The 18404-nt window shown below is 71.4% G+C and carries 16 protein-coding genes and 1 pseudogene; 10 read left to right on the top strand and 7 right to left on the bottom strand.

What is annotated here, in order from left to right; all coding sequences use genetic code 11:
* Positions 1-20: 20 nt before the first annotated feature.
* Positions 21-287 carry a DUF397 domain-containing protein gene (locus ACGFNH_RS18850; protein ID WP_393655027.1) on the bottom strand — a complete coding sequence of 89 codons (267 nt, stop codon included), beginning with the start codon at positions 285-287 and terminating at the stop codon, positions 21-23.
* Positions 284-1093 (bottom strand): Scr1 family TA system antitoxin-like transcriptional regulator, encoded by an 810-nt coding sequence (locus ACGFNH_RS18845; RefSeq protein WP_393655025.1) that lies wholly within the window; start codon positions 1091-1093, stop codon positions 284-286. Before ACGFNH_RS18845 ends, ACGFNH_RS18850 begins: the two co-directional genes overlap by 4 nt.
* 93 nt (positions 1094-1186) lie before the next feature.
* Here ACGFNH_RS18845 and ACGFNH_RS18840 point away from each other — a divergent pair, with 93 nt between their 5' ends.
* Positions 1187-1711: an ATP-binding protein gene (locus tag ACGFNH_RS18840; protein WP_393655023.1), complete on the top strand. Its 525-nt coding sequence runs from the start codon at positions 1187-1189 to the stop codon at positions 1709-1711.
* Here ACGFNH_RS18840 and ACGFNH_RS18835 read toward each other — a convergent pair.
* The gene (locus ACGFNH_RS18835) at positions 1657-2031 is read right to left on the bottom strand and encodes an STAS domain-containing protein (protein WP_393655021.1); all 375 of its coding nucleotides are present in this window, start codon (positions 2029-2031) and stop codon (positions 1657-1659) included. The two genes, ACGFNH_RS18840 and ACGFNH_RS18835, sit on opposite strands and share 55 nt — an antisense overlap.
* Positions 2032-2301: 270 nt before the next feature.
* On the opposite strand from ACGFNH_RS18835, the gene ACGFNH_RS18830 reads away from it, so the two are divergent.
* Positions 2302-2880 (top strand): sigma-70 family RNA polymerase sigma factor, encoded by a 579-nt coding sequence (locus ACGFNH_RS18830; protein ID WP_393655019.1) that lies wholly within the window; start codon positions 2302-2304, stop codon positions 2878-2880.
* On the top strand, positions 2877-4220 hold the full coding sequence (locus tag ACGFNH_RS18825) for a maleylpyruvate isomerase family mycothiol-dependent enzyme (protein ID WP_393655017.1): 1344 nt from the start codon (positions 2877-2879) through the stop codon (positions 4218-4220). The genes ACGFNH_RS18830 and ACGFNH_RS18825 overlap by 4 nt, the downstream gene beginning before the upstream one ends.
* Positions 4221-4422: 202 nt before the next feature.
* On the opposite strand, the gene purU is transcribed toward ACGFNH_RS18825, so the two are convergent.
* Positions 4423-5307: a formyltetrahydrofolate deformylase gene (purU, locus tag ACGFNH_RS18820; RefSeq protein ID WP_393655015.1), complete on the bottom strand. Its 885-nt coding sequence runs from the start codon at positions 5305-5307 to the stop codon at positions 4423-4425.
* A 145-nt stretch (positions 5308-5452) separates the two neighbouring features.
* Positions 5453-5905 (bottom strand): hypothetical protein, encoded by a 453-nt coding sequence (locus ACGFNH_RS18815; protein WP_393655014.1) that lies wholly within the window; start codon positions 5903-5905, stop codon positions 5453-5455.
* A gap of 181 nt (positions 5906-6086) precedes the next feature.
* Here ACGFNH_RS18815 and ACGFNH_RS18810 point away from each other — a divergent pair, with 181 nt between their 5' ends.
* Entirely contained in the window at positions 6087-7469 is a 1383-nt protein-coding gene (locus tag ACGFNH_RS18810) for an ABC transporter substrate-binding protein (RefSeq protein WP_393655012.1), read from the top strand.
* A gap of 311 nt (positions 7470-7780) precedes the next feature.
* Here ACGFNH_RS18810 and ACGFNH_RS18805 read toward each other — a convergent pair whose 3' ends face one another.
* Positions 7781-9565, bottom strand: coding sequence for a hypothetical protein (locus tag ACGFNH_RS18805; RefSeq protein WP_393655010.1), 1785 nt, complete (start codon positions 9563-9565; stop codon positions 7781-7783).
* A gap of 580 nt (positions 9566-10145) precedes the next feature.
* Between ACGFNH_RS18805 and ACGFNH_RS18800 the strand changes: the two genes are divergently transcribed.
* On the top strand, positions 10146-11000 hold the full coding sequence (locus ACGFNH_RS18800; RefSeq protein WP_393655008.1) for an alpha/beta fold hydrolase: 855 nt from the start codon (positions 10146-10148) through the stop codon (positions 10998-11000).
* Between the two features lie 198 nt (positions 11001-11198).
* On the opposite strand, the gene ACGFNH_RS18795 is transcribed toward ACGFNH_RS18800, so the two are convergent.
* On the bottom strand, positions 11199-12779 hold the full coding sequence (locus ACGFNH_RS18795; RefSeq protein WP_393655006.1) for a class I adenylate-forming enzyme family protein: 1581 nt from the start codon (positions 12777-12779) through the stop codon (positions 11199-11201).
* A gap of 144 nt (positions 12780-12923) precedes the next feature.
* Here ACGFNH_RS18795 and ACGFNH_RS18790 point away from each other — a divergent pair, with 144 nt between their 5' ends.
* From ACGFNH_RS18790 to ACGFNH_RS18770, 5 genes and pseudogenes are all read left to right on the top strand, one after another.
* Positions 12924-14135: an amidohydrolase family protein gene (locus ACGFNH_RS18790; protein ID WP_393655005.1), complete on the top strand. Its 1212-nt coding sequence runs from the start codon at positions 12924-12926 to the stop codon at positions 14133-14135.
* A 7-nt stretch (positions 14136-14142) separates the two neighbouring features.
* On the top strand, positions 14143-15300 hold the full coding sequence (locus tag ACGFNH_RS18785; protein ID WP_393655003.1) for an acyl-CoA dehydrogenase family protein: 1158 nt from the start codon (positions 14143-14145) through the stop codon (positions 15298-15300).
* Positions 15297-15602, top strand: a pseudogene (locus ACGFNH_RS18780) (acyl-CoA dehydrogenase family protein); the annotation flags it as partial. The gene ACGFNH_RS18785 and the pseudogene ACGFNH_RS18780, both read left to right, overlap by 4 nt.
* A gap of 138 nt (positions 15603-15740) precedes the next feature.
* Positions 15741-16733, top strand: coding sequence for an acyl-CoA dehydrogenase family protein (locus ACGFNH_RS18775; RefSeq protein ID WP_393655412.1), 993 nt, complete (start codon positions 15741-15743; stop codon positions 16731-16733).
* A gap of 388 nt (positions 16734-17121) precedes the next feature.
* The gene (locus ACGFNH_RS18770; RefSeq protein WP_393655001.1) at positions 17122-17781 is read left to right on the top strand and encodes an ATP-binding protein; all 660 of its coding nucleotides are present in this window, start codon (positions 17122-17124) and stop codon (positions 17779-17781) included.
* Positions 17782-18404: the final 623 nt, after the last annotated feature.

Below are 18404 nucleotides of genomic sequence, written 5' to 3'. Positions count from 1 at the left end.
GTTTGCGTCGGGTACCGGGGTCAGATAGTACGTACGTCCTGGCCGGAGGCGAAGTTCAGAAACGTGTGCCATGCATCAGCCGAAAAGTGGAGCCGTGGACCGTCCGGATCCTTGGAGTCACGGACGGCTACGGCTGCACCGGCGAGCTGAGTGAACTCGACACACTCGCCGCCCTGGCCGCTGCTGTAACTGGACTTACGCCACTCGGCGCCTCCGAGCGGGGCGCACTCGATGCAGTCCCCGCCCTGGGGGCTGCTGTGACTCGACTTGCGCCATCTGGTGCTCATAGCTCCTCCAGGAGTGAGGCAATAAGCTCCGCCGAGTCTCCTGGTGAGAGAGCGGCGGCCCGCAGAAGATCGTATCGGAACGCCGCCTGCTTGAACTCGTCCGGATGAGCCATGACTTGCGCGCTGCCCACCCCCTCGCTGTAGACGAAGTCGGCTCCCTCATCCATGTCGAGAAGGGTGAACGAACCGTCCAGCGAGGCTGGGAAACCTGCGCTGAAGGGCAGCACCTGAATGACCATCTTTGGGTCAAAGCGGTAATCCAACAGGCGTTGGAGTTGAGCCCGCATTGCCTCGTTGTCAGCGGGACGCCTACGCAGTGCGGCCTCATCCAGGACGACCCAGATGTCGGGTGCCTTTGGGCCGGTCAGGATGTGCTGGCGCTCCATGCGCGCCGCGACCAATCCGTCGAGATCGCGATGACGGCTCGTGCGCATGACGGCACGGGCGTAGTCCTCGGTCTGCAGGAGCCCGTAGAGCGTCTGCGCCTGGTAGGTACGGATCGCCGTCGCGGCTGCTTCGAACTCGACGTACTCGCGGAACCACGACGGCAGAGCCAGTCGGGCCACCAGCGGCCACAGCCGCCCGAACGAGCCGTCCGTCTCGAAGATCTTGTCGCAGCCGTCGGCGAACTCGTCCGTCGGGAAGCGCTTCGCCGTCTCGATGTAGCCCACCAGCGCACCCGAGCAGTACAGCTTTCCGCCGAGGTCCTTCTGCGTCATCTCCGTCTTCTCGCGGTGGCGGCGCACCTCCGAGCCGAAGAACGCAAGGGGGGACTTGGACGGATCGAGGTCGGTCGTGTTCGGCATGGCGGTCCCCCTTGGCGTACGGCACTGCAACAGTGGCCGCTGTCAGCGACCATCGTGTAGCCGAGAGTAGCCATCAGCGCCGACAGTGGTGATGTGAATCACGAAACCGAACGTGGCCTGCACATCAGCAGGTTGCCTCTGCCTCACAGCCCGCTCGCCGCGGCGCAGGCCCGCCGGCATGTCCGGGAGGTGCTCACGACCTGGGGGCTCGGCGGAGGGGAACTGGCCGAGACGGTCGAGCTGGTGGCGAGCGAGCTGGTCACCAACGCCGTACGGCACGCCGTGTGCCCGTGCGGCTGTACACGCGGGGTGATCGCGCTGGCGCTGTGGTGCGGGGACGGGCGGCTGCGGGTGGAGGTCGGGGATCCGGCGCGGACGCCGCCGAGGTGGCCGGAGGGCGTACCGGACACGGAGGGCTGCGGAGGGCGCGGCCTGGCGATCGTGGCCGCGCTGGGGAAGGAGTGGGGCTGCTACGAGCGGCCGGTGCGCGGGAAGGTCGTCTGGTGCGAGTTCGCGGCGAGCGAGGGCTGGGCGAAGGGCGAGGCGTACGCGGAGGGCGAGGGCTACGCGGAGAGCGGGCGCGCGGTCTCGTCGAGCGCGGAGTCGACGTCCGAATAGACCTCGAAGAGGCGGCGGACGCCGAGGGCGGCGAGGACACGGTTCACGTGGGAGCCGTCCTCCGCGCCTCGCGCGGGAAGGATCAGCCGCAGCCGGCCCTGGCAGGAGCGCATCAGTCTGCGGGAGGCGATGAGAACCCCGACGCCGCTGGAGTCGCAGAAGCGGACTCCGGAGAGGTCGAGCACGAGGCTGCGGCGGCCGTCGGCCACCGCCTCGTGCACGTGCTGGCGTACTGAGGGTGAGGTCACCAAGTCCATCTCGCCCGAGATGCTCAGTACCGCCCAGTCGCCTTGCTCGGCTTCCATCACCTTCAACGTCACGCGCCCGACGTCCCTTCGCTTGCGATCGCTATGCGGAAGCAGCCCTTCCGACTGCGGCTGCCCGACCGTTCCCCCCTGAAACTCACGACTCGCCCGTCGCTCGTCATGACCCTATGCGCAATCGGGAACACCAGTCTCAGAAGCGACGAGCAAAGTGACCGGATCTATATCAGCTTCGGTCGCCTCCGGGGCCACATTGCCCAAAGCACGTGCGATATGCGTAGAGCCCACTACATTCGATGGGAACGACGGCACAGGGATGGGGGCCGGATGGCGAACGACGCATCTCCCCGTTGGGACCGGAAGATGCAACAGCGACTGGTGCGCGGCGAGGCGGCCGCGCTCGGTGAGCTGTACGACCGGTTCGCCTCCCTTGTTCACGGCCTCGCCTATCGCGTGCTCGACGACGAGGACGCCGCCGACCGCGTCACCCGCGACATCTTCGTCCGGATCTGGGAGCACCCGGAGGAGTACGACGCCAACCAGGGCCCGCTGCGCTCGTGGATCGCCTCCATCGCCCACCGGCAGGCTGTGCGGCGGCTGCGCGAGACCGAGGCGCAGCACATGGGGGAGGGCGTGGCGCCCGACCGTATGGAGAAGAAGGTCAGGGCTGCGTCCGCCGCGGCGCGGGCCGACTACATCAGGAACTCCATGCCCGCGTCGCTGCGCGCCGCGCTGGAGTTGGCCTACTTCAAGCACCTCGACTACCGGCAGACCGCCGCCGATCTGGGCGTCACCGAGGACGAGGCCCGGCGGCGACTGCGACTGGGCCTGCAGTTGCTGTCCACGGCGCATCAGACGTCGGGGCACGCGCCGTCGCGGTCGCCCGGTCCGGGGAGCGCGCTGTGAGCGGCCCGTTCGGCCCCGACCGGCCCGATGAGCCGGAAAGCGGCTCCGCGGAGGAACGTCCACGCATACCACCGCCGCGGGCGGCGGCCGAGGACCGAGGTCCCCTGCCCGACCCGGAGTCGGTGATGCCGCCCGCGCCGCCCTCCCTGCCCCAGCCGACCCCGCTGCCGGTTCCGCCTGAGCCGGAGGTGCCTGCTCAGAAGGCCACTCCGGTGATTCCGTTCGACCACAAGATCCTCAAATCGCTGCTGGGCGCGTGGGCCCTGTCCGCGTGCTCCGTCGAGGAGGCCGCGGCCGTCGAGGCGCATCTGACGGACTGCGCGATGTGCGCCGACGAAGCCGTACGGCTGCGCGATGCGGTCGGCCTCCTGCACAAGGAGGACAACCTCGACCTCGACCCCATGCTGCGCACCCGCACACTGGCGGGGTGCCTGGGGCGGCGGCCGGCGCGTATCCCGGTGCCGGAATGGGCGGCGCCGTACGACGCGGAGACCGCGCGGCTGGACGCGCTGCTCAACGACATGGGCGAGTCGGAATGGCGAACTCCGGTGCGGCTGCGCTGGTACGAGGGCAGTCGCGGCGCCGAGCGCGAGGCCACGGTCGCCGCGGTGCTCGCGCATCTGATGGCGGTCGACGGAGCGGTGGCGGTGGCTCTGGGACTGGCCGATCCGCTGAGCGGGCTCGGGGAGTTCGCCGGACCCGGGTCCCCGCCCGCGTCACCGACCTCCCGCACCGAGGCGTACTGGCGGTCGGAGATGCCGGAACCGCCGGGCTCGGTGCGCGACCTGTGGCGCGACCAGGCCCGTGCGATGGTCCGCACGGTCGGCTTCGCGGGCGGCCCGGCCGCCGAACAGCAGGTGCCGTACGGGGAGTTCGGGCTGCCGCTGCGCGACTCCTTCCTGGACCGCGCCTTCGAGTGCTGGATGCACGCCTGGGACATAGCCGAGGCCGTGGACTACCCGTACGAGCCCCCGGCCGCGGCGCATCTGCACCTGATGATCGACCTGGCGGTGCGGCTGCTGCCGGAGACGCTCGCCGGGCGGCGCCGGGTCGGGCTCGCCGGTCCGGTGCACCGGCTGGGAGCGGCGGGAAAGCCGGGCCGCACCCTCCACTTGGAGGTGGAGGGCAAGGGCGGCGGCCACTGGTTCATCCCGCTGGACTCGCCGGGCGCGGCGGCCACACCGGAGGAGGAAGTGGCGCGGGTGGCGCTGGACGCCACGGAGTTCTGCCAGCTCGCGGCCGGGCACATCCTGCCCGAGGACGCGGCGGCGGGGCAGGATGGCGACCGGGAGGCGATCCGCGAGGTTCTCTCCGCCGCGGCGGCGCTGTCCCGTCTGTGACGCCGCATCCTGAGGCGGTCGTGCGGGACCGGCCGTGCGGAACCGGTCGTGCCGGGCGCGGACGGCCGTGCGGGAAGCGGTGACGTTGGGCGAGACGACCGGGCGAAGACGGCCGGGCGAAGCTGGACGGGCGAACCGGTCGCGTCAGGCGGCGGCTGTGCGGAACCGGTCGGTCAGGCGGTGGCCGTGCGGAACCGTCGGGTCAGGCGAAGACGACCGTGCGCGTGCCGTTGAGGAGAACACGGTGCTCGCTGTGCCACTTGACCGCGCGGGCCAGCGCCTGGCACTCCACATCGCGGCCGATCGCCACGAGCTGATCGGGCGTGACCCAGTGCCCCACCCGCTCGACCTCCTGCTCGATGATCGGGCCCTCGTCGAGGTCCGCGGTCACATAGTGCGCGGTGGCGCCGATCAGCTTCACGCCGCGGGCGTGCGCCTGGTGGTAGGGCTTCGCGCCCTTGAAGCTCGGCAGGAACGAGTGGTGGATGTTGATGATCCGCCCCGACAGGGCCTTGCACAGATCGTCCGAGAGCACCTGCATGTAGCGGGCGAGCACGACCAGCTCGACGCCCTCGTCCTCGACGATCCGCAGCAGCTCCGCCTCCGCGTCCGCCTTGTTCTCCCTCGTCACCGGGATGTGGTGGAAGGGGATGCCGTAGCCGGCGACGAGTTCGGCGAAGTCGGTGTGGTTGGAGACCACGGCCGCGATCTCCACGGGCAGCGCGCCGATCCGCGTACGGAACAGCAGATCGTTCAGGCAGTGCCCGAACTTGCTGACCATGAGGACGACCCGCATCCTCTCCTCGGGCCGGTGGATCTGCCAGTCCATCCCGAAGCGGTCGCCGATCGCGGCGAAACTGGCCCGCAGCTTCTCCAGCGTCACAGGCTGCTCGGCGGAGAAGTGCACCCGCATGAAGAACAGTCCCGTGTCATGGTCGCCGAACTGCTGGCTGTCCTCGATGTTGCAGCCCGTCATGAAGAGATAGCTCGACACGGCGTGCACGATGCCCTGTTTGTCCGGGCAGGAGAGCGTGAGGACGTACTGCTCGGGGTCGCGCGGGGCGGCGGCGGACTGGGACTCGTTCATGACCCCATAGCGTCGCACACCTGCGCCGCTCACCTGCACCGAGCCTGCTCCGGGACCGTTCCGCGAGCGTTCCGCGGGCCCGAACCGGAGGGCGGGTGCCGGGGGTGGGTGCCGAGGTCGGCGGGGGACGTCCCGCGCCGTGCCTCTAGACGGCCTCGGAGGCGATCTCGCGCTTCATGATCGCGAGTACGTCGAGCGTGAGCGGCGGTGTGTCCGGGTCCTCGCCGTCGTTGGTGGCGAGCCGTACGTGCGCCTCGCGGGCGGCTCGTACGGCCTCGGTCCACCCGTGGTGCGCGATGTACGCGCTCACAGGTGCGTCCGGGCCCACCTGGTGCATGATCCGCAGAACCCGCAGCACGGCGACGTCCACGAGGGCAGCCTCCTGCGAGTCCCGGAAGATGGTGCCGACGTATTTCTCGCCGGACCAGTTGTCCAGCCAGGTGTCCTCGACGAGCCGGTAGACGGCGTCGGTGACATCTCCATAGCCTTCGCGGCCGGCGAGCCAGCATTCCTGCTGGAAAACGGGGTCCGAGAGCATGTGCAGCGCGGAGCGCACATTGCTGCGCCAGCGCCACCACGGCATGTCGTTGAGTGGCATGCCGCCCATGGTGGTCGAGCGACGGCCGCGACGGGAAGACCTCTCCTTACCTTGCACAGTTCCCGATCGTACGTTCTTCACAAGTGGCTCGTGCACGGACCCTCGCTGTTCACTCCTGGGTTACGGGGCGTTGGCCGGACGTCACTCTTCCGTTATGAGGCGGGCGGAAGGGTTGTGCGGTATGACCGGACGGCGACGCTCCCCTTCCTCGCGCCCCAATCACCCCCCACGCCCCTCTCGTCCCTCCCGCAACGTCAAAGCTGCCGCGATCACCTCGGTCGCCACACTGGCGGCGGCTGCGGCGCTGCTGGCCGGATGCGGCTCGCTGTCCGGGGTCGCGCGCACGGCCAAGGACCCGATCGTGATCATGACGATGGCCCCGGAAGGGACCAAAGCCACCAACATGCCGGGCATGCCCGCAATGGCCCAGGCGTATGCGCGCTGGGTCAACAAGCGTGGCGGACTCGGTGGGCGCGAACTCAAGGTCATCGGCTGCAACGACCGCAACGAGTCGGTGAACGCGGGCCGTTGCGCACGACGGGCCGCCGCGGAGAACGTCGTCGCGGTCGTCGGCTCGTACAGCCAGCACGGCCGGTCCTTCATGCCGCAGCTCGAAGCCTCCGGAATCCCTTACATCGGTGGCTACGGAATAGCGGACGAAGAGTTCAACAGCCCGCTCTCGTACCCCGTCAACGGCGGGGTGGCCACGCTGCTCGCGGGCAACGGCCGCCAGCTCGCCCGTAGTTGTGACCAGGTCTCGCTCGTCCGGCCCGACACGATCGCGGGCGACCAGATGCCGTCCCTGATGAACGCGGGCCTGGAGCAGGCCGACCGGGATGCCGCCCACGACGTACGGGCGCCCGAGGACGCGACCGACTACACCCCGCAGGCCGAGCGCGCCCTGGCACGCGCGGGCGCCGACCCCGCTCTGTTCGGGACCGCGGACTACGCCGCGACATCGGACAGGGCGTGCGTCACCGCGGCGCTCGGGGACCGCACCGACAGCTTCTTCGACTCCTTCCGCCGCATCCAGGACGACAAGGGGAAGGTCACGATCGCCTCGGTGCTCGGCAGCGTGCAGCAGTCCCTGGTGACGCGGACCGGCGGCAGGTCGAGCCCGCTGGAGGGGGCTTACGTCACCGGGTGGTACCCGGCGGCGAGCGACGCGCGCTGGGAGCCGATGCGCCAGGTCATCAACGAGCACGCGTTCGGCGACAACCGCATCGACCCGGCGGACCCCGGCGTGCAGACGACCTGGATCGCGTACACGGTGCTGAAGGCGGCGATCGAGTCGCTGGACGGCCGCGAGGTCACGGCCAAGTCCGTACGCCGCGCGCTGGACGGCACCCTCGGCAACGGCGGCGTGGACACCGGCGGGCTGACGCCCAAGCTGAGTTGGCGGTACGAGGACATGCTCGCCGTGCGGGGCTTCCCGCGGATCACGAACGCGCGGGTCACCTACCAAGTGGTGCGCGGAGGGCAGCTGGTGCCGGTCGGGGGCGGCTCGGTGGACGTCGCGAAGACGCTGGAGGAGCGGGCGGAACCGGGCGAGTACGGAGGCTGAACGGCTCCACGGCAAGAGGAGTTGAGCGGTCCGGCCGCCTGCGAGCTGAACAGCAGCGCGGGCACGGTGGTTGAACTCCGATGGGGCGTCGGGTTGAACGGTCCGATGGTGCATCGGGGTTGAACGGCCGCGGGGACTACGGGGGTTGAACGGCCGCGGGGACTACGGGGGTTGAACGGCCTGGGGGCTGCGAGGGCTGAACGACCCGGCGAACCCCTGGGGTTGAACGGCTCGGCGCGTGCCGGGGGCTCAACGACGGCCCGGGGCGGCACCGTACGGCGGTGCCGCCCCGCGCCGTCTTCGGACCTAGGTCAGAGCTGGGTGACCTGGCGCTTGGTGAGGGCGTACTTCTCGGCGATGGAGTTCCAGAGCTGGGACGCCTGCTTCTTGGCGGTGGTGGCGTCCCCGCTGGCCCGGTTGCCGGCGGCCGTGTGGCCCGTGACCCGTGCCTTGCCGCCCGGGCAGGACTTCTTGCGGCCCTTGGCGACCTGATCCGCCCAGGCCGCGTAGTGGTTGTCGGCGGCGGCCGATGCCTTCCAGGCGCTCGTCAGCGAGGACGTGAGCGACGCGTGGTCGGGGAGCTTGTCGACGGAGATCTTGCCCAGGCGGGTCACGAGGCTGTTGCGCTGGCCCGCGGCGGAGCGGAGGTCCTGCGCGGCCTGGCCGAGGTTCCGGCACGACTTGATGCTCTCGACGGACCTGATGACGGTGGCGCGGCTGTTGTTGCTGTCGGAGAGGAGCCCGTCGAGCTCCTTGGCCTGGGACTCTGCCGGATCGGCCGCCGGTGAGGACTTGTTGCCGCCGTCACCGGCGTCGCTCGCCTGCGCGGTCTTCTCGGTGTCGTCCTTGCTGTCACCACCGCCGCTGAGTGCGGCACCGGCCGCGAGACCCGCGACGGTGCAGCCCGCGATGACGATGCCGATCAGGGCGAGCGGGGACAGCCGGCGGCGGCCGTGGCCCTCGGGCTCGTAGGAGTCGGGCGCGGGCGGCTGGTTGCCGTAGCCCTGGCCGCCGTAGCCCTGCTGGGTCGCGTACGGCGGCTGGGCGCCGGGCGGCTGCGCGCCCTGCGGCGGTTCGGCGAAGCGCGGCAGGTGCTGGGTGGCGGCGGGCGGCTCGGAGCCGGACCCGGCCGGGGTCGCGTCGCGGAACAGTCCGTCGAAGTCGGCGAGCGGCTGCCGGTCACCGGGCAGGCCGGGGCGGATGCCGAACGGTGCGGCCATGGGCGGGGCGGGGGCCCCGGCGGGGTCCTGCGGGGGCTGCGCGTGCGGCTGGGGCCGCTGCGCCGGGTCCGGGCCGGAGGCGCCGGGGACCGGGGGGATGAACTGAGTGGCCTCCGCGTCGGAATTGCCGCCGCCCTGGTGCTGGAGGGGCCGCCGGCCGAGGAACGTCGTGGATTCCGACGGTGCCTCGGCAGGCAGAGCGCCGCCGCCCGATATGGGCGGTATGTACTGCGTGGCGTCCGTGCCGGACACCGCGCCGCCGCCGGGCTGAGGCGGCATCTGCTGCGCCTGTTGCGGCGGGAAGGGCGTTCCCTCGGCGGGCAGGGGGAGCGGCTGCCCCAGCGGTGCGGACTGCCCGAGCGGTACGGGCAGGCCGGGCTGGGCGGCCAGTCCGGGCTGGGCGGCCAGTCCGGGCTGGGAGGGCAGGCCGGGCGGCGGGGTCGGCTGTGCGGGCTGCGTCCAGGCGCCGGGTTGCGCGGGCGTGGGCTGGTCGAACGGCGTGGGCTGGTCGAACGGCGTGGGCGCCCCGACTCCGGCGGGCGGAGCTGCGGGCGCCGACGGGTCGTGCTGCGGCGCCCAGGCGTTGGACTGCGGTGCGGCCGGACCATGCGGCGTGGCCGGGCTGTGCGGTGCGACGGGGCCGCCGTGCGGTGCGACCGGGCCGTGCGGCGCCTGCGAGGCGGGCGGGGCTTGCGGGTCGTGCGGCGCCTCCGCGGAGTCCGGGCCCCAGGGCTGACCCCATGGCTGCCCGGTCGCGGGCGAAGCCTGCTGCTCCGGCACCCACGGATCGCCACCGTTCGCGGGCAGCACGACGCCCTCATGGGCGTGCCGGGCCGCAGGGAGCTGCGACTCGTTCCCCTGTCCGCTGTGCGTCACCGGGACTCCTCATGCCTCATGGCGGAACGTGCCTACGGAAGCGTCGGTTCACGCTACCGGGTCGCTCGGGCGCTCTGCCACGGCCCCGTTCGCGCCACGGGTCCAGGCCTGTGGTGGTGCTGTGAGAGGTCGGTGCAGGGGGCTCCATGCGTGCTGCTCCGGGGCGTGGGACCCGGGTTTCGCCCGTCGATGAACCGGCCCGCGCGTCCCGGCCCGTGACGAAGAACTCCCTACCGCGCCTGTCTTCGGACTCCCCGGCGCGTGCGCTGCCGACCCCGGCGGAGCCCCGGGCCCCGAACTCCCCGCTGCCCGGCCGGTGTCCGGGCTCCGCCCTGCCCGGCCCGCGCTTCGGGTGCTGTGCCGGCCCGGCCCGTACGGCCGCGGTGCGCTCCGGGGTGGCTCCGCGGCCCCCGCTCAATGCGGTTGCGGGAGCGTTCCCATCCATGGCGAAATGTGGCTTCTGCTCGCTGCCGCGCGTACGGCACGCCACGTACGGCACGCCACGTACGGCACGCCACGTACGGCTTGTCACGAACGGCAGGGAGCAGCCACCCGGAGGCCAGTGACGGAGACATGCGCGATGAGCGATCACGGAAGCGTGCGGCGGGACGAGCAGTGGACCGAGTCGGGCGTACGGCTGCGCAGGGCCGGTTCCCGACCCGGGCGGTGGAACTGGCTGTTCCTGCCCGGCGGTCCCGGGCTGGGCTCCGAATCCGTGGCAGGCCTGGCGGAGGCGGCCGGGGTGCCGGGGACGGCCTGGCTCGTCGACCTGCCCGGCGACGGGTCGAACCGCGACGTGTCCGAGGTACCGGCCGAGCCGTACGCGCGCTGGCCCGGTGTCCTCGTCGAGGCGGCGCGGGCGCTGGACGATGTCGTCATGGTGGGCCACTCGACAGGAGGCATGTACCTGCTGTCCGTGCCGGAGCTCGAACCGCATCTTGCGGGCCTGGTCCTGGTCAGCAGCGCGCCGCACGCGGGCTGGCTGCCGGCATTCGCCGAGTACGCGGCGCGGCATCCGATCCCCGGGATCGACGAGGCGACCCGGCAGTACGAGCGGGAGCCCGGAGATCCGAACCTGCGGCGACTCGCTCTTGCCTCCGCGCCGTGGAACTTCACCGCGCCTTTCGTCCCGGAGGGACGCGCGTTGCTGTCGCGCTGCTCCTACAACCATGCCGCGGTGGCGTGGTCGGGCGAGCACTTCGACGACGAGTACCGCGCACGATGGGCACCCGCGTCGCTGCCCGTCCTGATCGTCAGCGGCGCCGAGGACCGGATCGTCGACCAGAGCCTGTGGCAGGACGAGCCCGCGTTCACCACGTCCAACATCCTCCGACGCAGGATCGGTTCGGCGGGGCACTTCCCCTGGGTCGAGAACCCGGCGGCCGTCCGTGCGGCGTTCGCCGACCTGACCGGGCGGCTCGGCGGCCCGGCGTAGACACCGCGCCTCCGGGCCTTCGCGATGCCGGGCCTCCGCGATGCCTCCGCGCCTGAGCTGCGCCTCCGCGATGCCGTGCCTCCGCCGCCGCGGCGGCACGGACGCACGCCCGACGGCTCCGAGGCAGGGCGCGGACGTGCGCGGCGTACTCCGGTCAGGGACCCGATCGAGGCATGCCGCCCATCCCGTCCCGCCACGTCAGGTCGCCGAGTAGCGTTCCCGCAGCTGGTACTTCAGGACCTTGCGCAGCGTCTCGTTGCGCGGCAGTGCGTCCACGATCTCCAGCTGCTCCGGGAGCTTGTGCACCGACAGCCCCTGGTCGCCCAGGTAAGAGGTGACGGCCTCCAGTGTGAGCGGCTCAGCGCCCTTGGGCTGCTCGACCACCGCACAGACCCGCTCCCCTCGCGCCGCGTCCGGCAGCCCGATCACGGTCACGTCGCCGACGGCCGGATGCTGGTAGAGGAGTTCCTCGATCTCCTTGGCCGAGATGTTCTCGCCCTTGCGGATGATGACGTCCTTCAGCCGCCCGGTGAGGACGAGATGGCCGTCCTCCCGTACGCGCCCGAGGTCGCCCGTGAGGAAGAAGCCGTCCGCGTCGAACGCGGCCGCCGTCTGGTCCGGGTCGGTGTAGCCGCGGCAGACCGCCTCGCCGCGAAGCCGCACCTCGCCGTCGACGACACGGATCTCCATCGCGGCGGGCGGACGCCCCTCGGTGTGCGCGAGTTGCTCCTCGGTGTCGTCCGGCGACCCCATGGTGATCATCGGCGCCTCGGTCATGCCGTAGCCGTGGGTCAGCCGGCAGCGCAGCTCGGTGACCACCTCGTGGTACAGCTCCGGGGGCTTCGGCGCTCCACCGCCCGCCAGCAGGCGCAGCGACGGGATGAGGGGGCGGGCGGGGTCCTTGCGCTGCTCGGCGAGGAACATCGCGTAGAAGGCGGTGGATCCGCCCGCGACCGTCACGCCGTGGCGCCGGTAGGCGTCGAGTGACGCCGGGAGCGCGAACTGCTCCAGGAGGACGGCCGGGAAGCCGTACAGGAGCATCATCACCAGGTAGTCGGGGCCGCCGATGTGCGCGTACGGGAAGGCGATCGAGCCGACGTCCGTGGTGCGCAGCCGCAGCGCGTGGGCGAGGCAGGAGCCTCCGGCGATCAGGCTGCGGTCGGTGTGCAGGACGCCCTTGGGGTCGGACGTGGTGCCCGACGTCCAGTAGATCCAGCGGACGTCGGTCCCGGAGGCCGGGGGCTGGGGCAGGAGTGCGGGATCGGTCTCGGGGAGCGCGTCGTACGCCTCCAGGACGCGGGGTGCGTCGGGGAGGCGGCGGGCCATCTCGGTGTAGTCGAATCCGCGCCAGGTGCCCGGCACCGCGAAGAACTCCGCCTTCGCCGTGCGCAGCGCGAACCCCACCTCACGGTCGCGGTAGACGGGGATGACCGGGCTCTGTACGGCGCCCAGGCGGGCGAGGGACAGCGAGAGCACGACGGTCTCGATACGGGTGGGGAGCTGCCAGGCGAACGAGGTGCCGGGCCGTACGCCCAGTTCGTACAGCCCGGCGGCCACCCTCTCCGCGCGGTCCCGCAGTCCGCCGAAGGTGAGCCTCCTGTCGTCCTCCACCGAGGTTCCGGCCTGGAGGAGGGCGGGTGCGTCGGGTGTGAGAACGGCGCGCCGTTCGACCAGCTCCCAGAGGGTTGCGCAGGCGGCCAGTTCGTGTGCGGTGGCCGTGGCCCGTTCGTGTGCGGTGGGCGTCGCGTCGTCGTGTGCGGTGGCTGTGGCGTCGTCCATGGACACTCCCCAGATCTGATGGACCGTCAGACCGCGTAGCCCGGAAGCGTACGGGTGTGCGCCTTGTCGGTCCAGAGGTCCGGGGCTAGCCTCGGTTTCTGACGGGTCATCAGAAATGTCCATCAGAAGCGAGGGGAGACGGCGATGGAGCTACCGCGGATCGTCAGCGTCGACGACCATGTGATCGAGCCCGCGCACCTCTTCGAGACCTGGCTCCCGGCCAGGTACCGCGACCGCGGCCCGAAGCCCTTGACCGCCGGCATCGGCGAACTGGCGTACATCGGCGGGAAATACGTCATCACCATGGACCCAGAGGGGCCGCCCACCGACTGGTGGATCTACGAGGACCTCAAATTCCCGTACAAGCGCAACATCGCCGCCGTCGGCTTCGACCGCGACGACATGACCCTCGAAGGCATCACCCGCGAAGAGATGCGGCGCGGCTGCTGGGACCCCGAGGCACGGCTCGCCGACATGGACCTCAACCACGTCGAGGCCTCGCTCTGCTTCCCCACCTTCCCCCGCTTCTGCGGACAGACCTTCGCCGAAGCGAGCGACAAGGAGGTCGCGCTCGCCTGCGTGCGCGCCTACAACGACTGGATGGTCGAGGAGTGGTGCGGCGACAGCGGCGGGCGGCTCATCCCGCTCTGCATCATCCCGCTCTGGGACATCGACCTCGCCGTCGCCGAGATCCGCCGCAACGCAGCCCGGGGCGTACGCGCCGTGACCTTCAGCGAGATCCCCACCCACCTCGGACTGCCCTCGATCCACTCCGGCCACTGGGACCCCTTCTTCGCCGTCTGCGAAGAGACCGGGACCGTGGTCAACATGCACATCGGGTCCTCGTCGCAGATGCCCGCCGCATCCCCGGACGCACCGCCCGCCGTCCAGGCGTCACTCAGCTTCAACAACGCCATGGCCTCGATGATGGACTTCCTCTTCAGCGGCGTCCTGGTCAAGTTCCCCCGGCTCAAACTCGCCTACAGCGAAGGGCAGATGGGCTGGATCCCCTACGCCCTGGAACGCGCCGACGACGTCTGGGAGGAACACCGGGCCTGGGGCGGGGTGCGCGACCTCATCCCCGAACCGCCGTCCACCTACTACTACCGCCAGATCTTCTGCTGCTTCTTCCGCGACAAGCACGGCGTCGCCTCGCTCGACGCGGTCGGACGCGACAACGCCACCTTCGAGACCGACTACCCGCACGTCGACTCGACCTTCCCGCACACCAAGGAGGTCGCACTCGACCATGTGAAAGGGCTCGACGACGAGACCGTCTACAAACTGATGCGCGGCAACGCGATCCGGATGCTCGGCCTCGACCTCGACCGGAACCGCCCCGCCGGAAAGCGGTGAGCGGCGCGTGGACCTGGCGTACAGCGAAGAGGAGGAAGCCTTCCGGCACCAACTCCGGGCCTGGCTCGGAAAGGCGCTGCCGGGGCTCCCGCCGAAGCCCGACCCGGCCGACTGGCCGGGCCGCAGGGCGTACGACCTGGGCTGGCAACGGGCGCTGTACGACGCCGGATACGCCGGACTCCACTGGCCGGCCGACGCGGGCGGACGCGGCGCCACCCCCACCCAGCACCTGATCTTCCTGGAGGAGACCGAGCGGGCCGGAGCACCGTACGTCGGAGCGAACTTCGTCGGCCTCCTCCACGCCGGGCCCACCATCGCCGCGGAGGGAACGGAGGAACAGCGGCAGCGCTGGCTGCCGCCCATCCTGCGCGGCGAGGAAGTCTGGTGCCAGGGCTTCAGCGAGCCCGGCGCCGGATCGGACCTCGCGGCACTGCGCACCCGCGCCGTACGCGACGGCGACACCTACGTGGTGACCGGTTCAAAGATCTGGACCTCGCACGCCGAAGTCGCCGACTGGTGCGAACTCCTCGTCCGCACCGACCCGGACGCGCCCCGGCACCGCGGCATCACCTGGCTCGCGATGCCCATGGACGCGGACGGGGTGACCGTACGGCCGCTGCGCACCCTGGCCGGGTCGACCGAGTTCGCCGAGGTCTTCCTCGACGAGGTGCGGGTCCCCGTCCCCTGCCGGATCGGCGCGGAGAACGACGGGTGGCGGGTCACCATGGTGACGCTCTCCTTCGAGCGCGGGACCGCCTTCGTCGGCGAGGTCGTCGCCTGCCGGCGGGTACTGGAGGAACTGGCGCGCACGGCACGGGCGAACGGACGGTGGGACGACGCCGTACTGCGACGCCGCCTGGGTCGGCTCGCGGCCGAATTCGCGGCCCTGTGGCGGCTGACGCAGTGGAACGTGAGCGCGGCCGAGGGCACGGGCGGGGTACCAGGGGTCGGCGGCTCGGTCTTCAAACTCCGCTACTCGCAGGCACGCCAGGAGCTGTACGACGCGGCGGCCGAGGTGCTGGGAGCGGCCGACGCGCTGGACGCCGGACACCCTTGGGTCGCCGACCGGCTCTCCTCGCTCTCGTACACGATCGCCGCGGGCACCTCGCAGATCCAGCAGAACATCGTCGCCGAGCGGATCCTCGGCATGCCGAAGGGGCGGTGAGCGCGGTGGACTTCCGGCTCACGGAGGACCAGGAGGCACTGCGCAAGGGGTTCCGCGAGCTGCTGGCACGCCGGTTCCCGCGGGAGCGGCTGAGGGCCGCCGCCGATCACGCGCCGTCGTGGGGGGCGGGGCTGGACCGGGGACTGTGGCGGGCCCTGGGCGAAGCGGGCCTCTTCGTGCTGCGGTTGGAGGAGGACGGGAGCGACGGCGGGCCGGACGGGGTGGGGGTGGGGCTGCCGGAGGCGGTGCTCGTCTTCGAGGAGGCGGGACGCGCGCTGCTGCCAGGGCCATTGGTCGCGACGCACCTGGCGGTGACCCATCTGTTGGGCGTGGGCGTGGGCTCGGATGCGGGCGCGGGCTTGGGCGTGAGCGCGGGCGCGGGCTTGGGCGCGGGCTTGGGCGTGGATGCGGGCGTGGGTGCGTGGGCGGCCGATTCCGGGATCGGGGCCGCGGGTTCGGCAGGGCGTGCGGACTCGGCCGGGGGCGCGCGTTCGTCCGGGGGCGCGGGTTCGTCCGATTCCGGGGCCGGGCGTATTGGTGGGGCCGCCGGTGGGATCGCCGGTGTGGAGGCTGCCGGTGCGGTCGTGGCCGCGGCCCGCGGCGAGGCCGTGGTGACCGCCCTCGACGTACGCGGCGCACGCGGCGGCGGTACGGCGCCGACCGCACTGATCGAGCACCTGTCATCGGCCGACGCCGTACTGGTCGTGGGCGAAGACGACACGGACGTACGGATGGCCGCAGTCGGCGAGTTCGCGACGAGCGGGCACGGCGCGCCCGATGCGCCCGTCGCGCGCGATGCGCATGGGGCCGTCGGCGAGACGGGGGCGCTGCACACCGTCGATCCCGCAACACCACTGCACCGGGTGGCCCTTGCCCCGCGGCGACGGGGAGGCGTGGCGGCCCGTGCCGAACGGAGTGCTGCGACGCAGCAGGCTCCCGCGCCGCGCAGCGCGGTGCTGCGGCGCGAGGCAGCCCTCCTCACGGCGGCCCAGCAACTCGGGAGCGCGTCGTGCACGGTCGGGACGGCCGTCCGCTACGCGGGCGAGCGGGAACAGTTCGGCCGGCCCATCGGAGCCTTCCAGGCCGTCAAACACCTCTGCGCGCAGATGCTGGTGCGGGCCGAGATCGCCCGTAGCGCCGTCTACGCGGCAGCCGTCACAGGCGACGCGTACGACATCGCGGCAGCCAAACTGCTCGCCGACGACGCCGCCGTACGCAACGCGCGCGACTGCCTCCAGGTGCACGGCGGCATGGGATTCACATGGGAAGCGGATGTCCATCTGCATCTCAAGCGCGCATGGGTGCGATCCGGCCAATGGCAGTCGGCGGCCGAGGCGGAGGAACTTCTTGCCGACAGCCTTGTCGGCAGAAGAATGTCCCGCCAGAAGGCGCCATCAACGGAATGTCCGAATGATTCGCATGAGTTCGGCTGAGTTCAGCCAGGAATGTCACTGAGCGTTGATATGGGGTTGTGTCCTATACGTGACTCGTCACAGGGGGGAGTCGCGGCACTGCTCCGGTACGCTGCGTCGGGTGCGAGTAGTTCTGATGCGCAACCATCCCGGTGTGGCCAGTGTGGCGATCCCGGGGTGCCGAATGTGCGCCGCTCGCGCCAGGTGGGGGCATGGAAAGCCCCTGCTGTGGAGTCCCCGAAACGCAAGCCGCACAGTATGCAGCACGCGTACTCCGTTGCGTCGGAATATGCCTGAAGCGCTTGTTGGGGTGACTGTACGTCAACCATGCTGTTCTTCTGCGGGATCACGGAGTGTGATCTCCTGGAGACGCGAGGCGATGTGTCCGCCGGTTCGGATGGTGTGAGCGGTGCAGGTGCTTCAGGTTCAGCTCGAGGTGCGGCCCGATCCCGCGGAAGTGGCGCGGGCCCGCCGGTGGGCCCGTTCGCGGCTCGCCGTGTCCGGAATAGCGCCGGATGAGCCTCTGGCCGAGACGCTGGTCCTGTTGATCTCGGAGCTGGTCACCAACGCCGTGGTGCACACCGGCTGTCCGGCGGTGCTGCGGATGCAACTGCCCGACTGCGCGGCGAACGGATCCGGCGTCGGCCCGGCAGGTCCGGACGTCCCCGGCGCCCGCACGGAACAGGGCCCCGGACCGGTGCGCGAGACCGTACGGGTCGAGGTCGCCGACCGCAGCGCCTGCGCACCGAAGCCGCGTCATGCGGAGGGCGACGACACCAACGGGCGAGGCCTGGAACTGGTCACCGGCCTGGCCGATCGCTGGGGCTGGTGCCCGGAGGCCGGCGGCAAGAGCATCTGGTGCGAGATCGACCGCGGGGAGCCGTGGGTGGGGCCGCAGCGCACGGGGTACGCGGACACGGCGGCGAACCCGGACGGGGAGTCGTCCGTTCCGCCGCTGGGTCAGTCCGTGGTGCGGCCGGTGGCACAGGCGCTGGGACACGTGCTCGGAGCCTGGGGTCAGTGCGCCGCGGGACCTTCGATGAGCTCGCGGCCCCTGGCCAGCCACTGACCCGCTACCGATCCGACGTCGGCCCGGCGTCCGCCCGACGTCGGCACGCTACCGATCCGGTGCCCATCGGGTGCAGACCGGCTGGCGACCGGGTGCTGACCGGCTGTTGATGACGTCGGGCCCGCGTGGCCGGGCGGTGACCGACGGTGGCTTCCGGCCGTTGTGTGCGGCGGAGAGGCCGCTCCGCCGCACAGGTTCGGGCAAAAAGTCGAGTCCGGCGAGAATCGAGTGCGGCAAAAACGGGCATAGTTCGCAAAGTCCAGACCAGGTGTTGACGTCCAGTGGTCACGTGATCACCCTTGTGGGGAACGATTCGTCGCGAGGGGACGTCGAGGGCGAACCGGCCTCCCGGCCGTGGTCCTCGGCGAGTGCGGGTCGTGGTCCGGTGCGGGCCGCTCGCCGCTCAGTGGCGCGGCGCCTGGGCGCTGGAGCCGGGTGGCGGTCGCTGTGCCGTGCTCGGGGCGCGCACGAGCGCACCGCCACCCGACCGGCCCGGGTCGCGCCATCACGGACCCTGCCATGTCGGCCGCGGCAATCCGAAGGTCAGCTGAGGCGCCGGTCCAAGGTCGTCGGAGGTCTGCGGCGTCCGAGGTGGTCGGAGGCGGTCGGAGGCGGTCGGAGTT

Source organism: Streptomyces sp. NPDC048639, assembly GCF_043199075.1.
Taxonomy (GTDB): Bacteria; Actinomycetota; Actinomycetes; order Streptomycetales; family Streptomycetaceae; genus Streptomyces.
The sequence above is the reverse complement of the archived record's forward strand: the minus strand, read 5'-3'. Positions and strand labels throughout refer to the sequence as shown.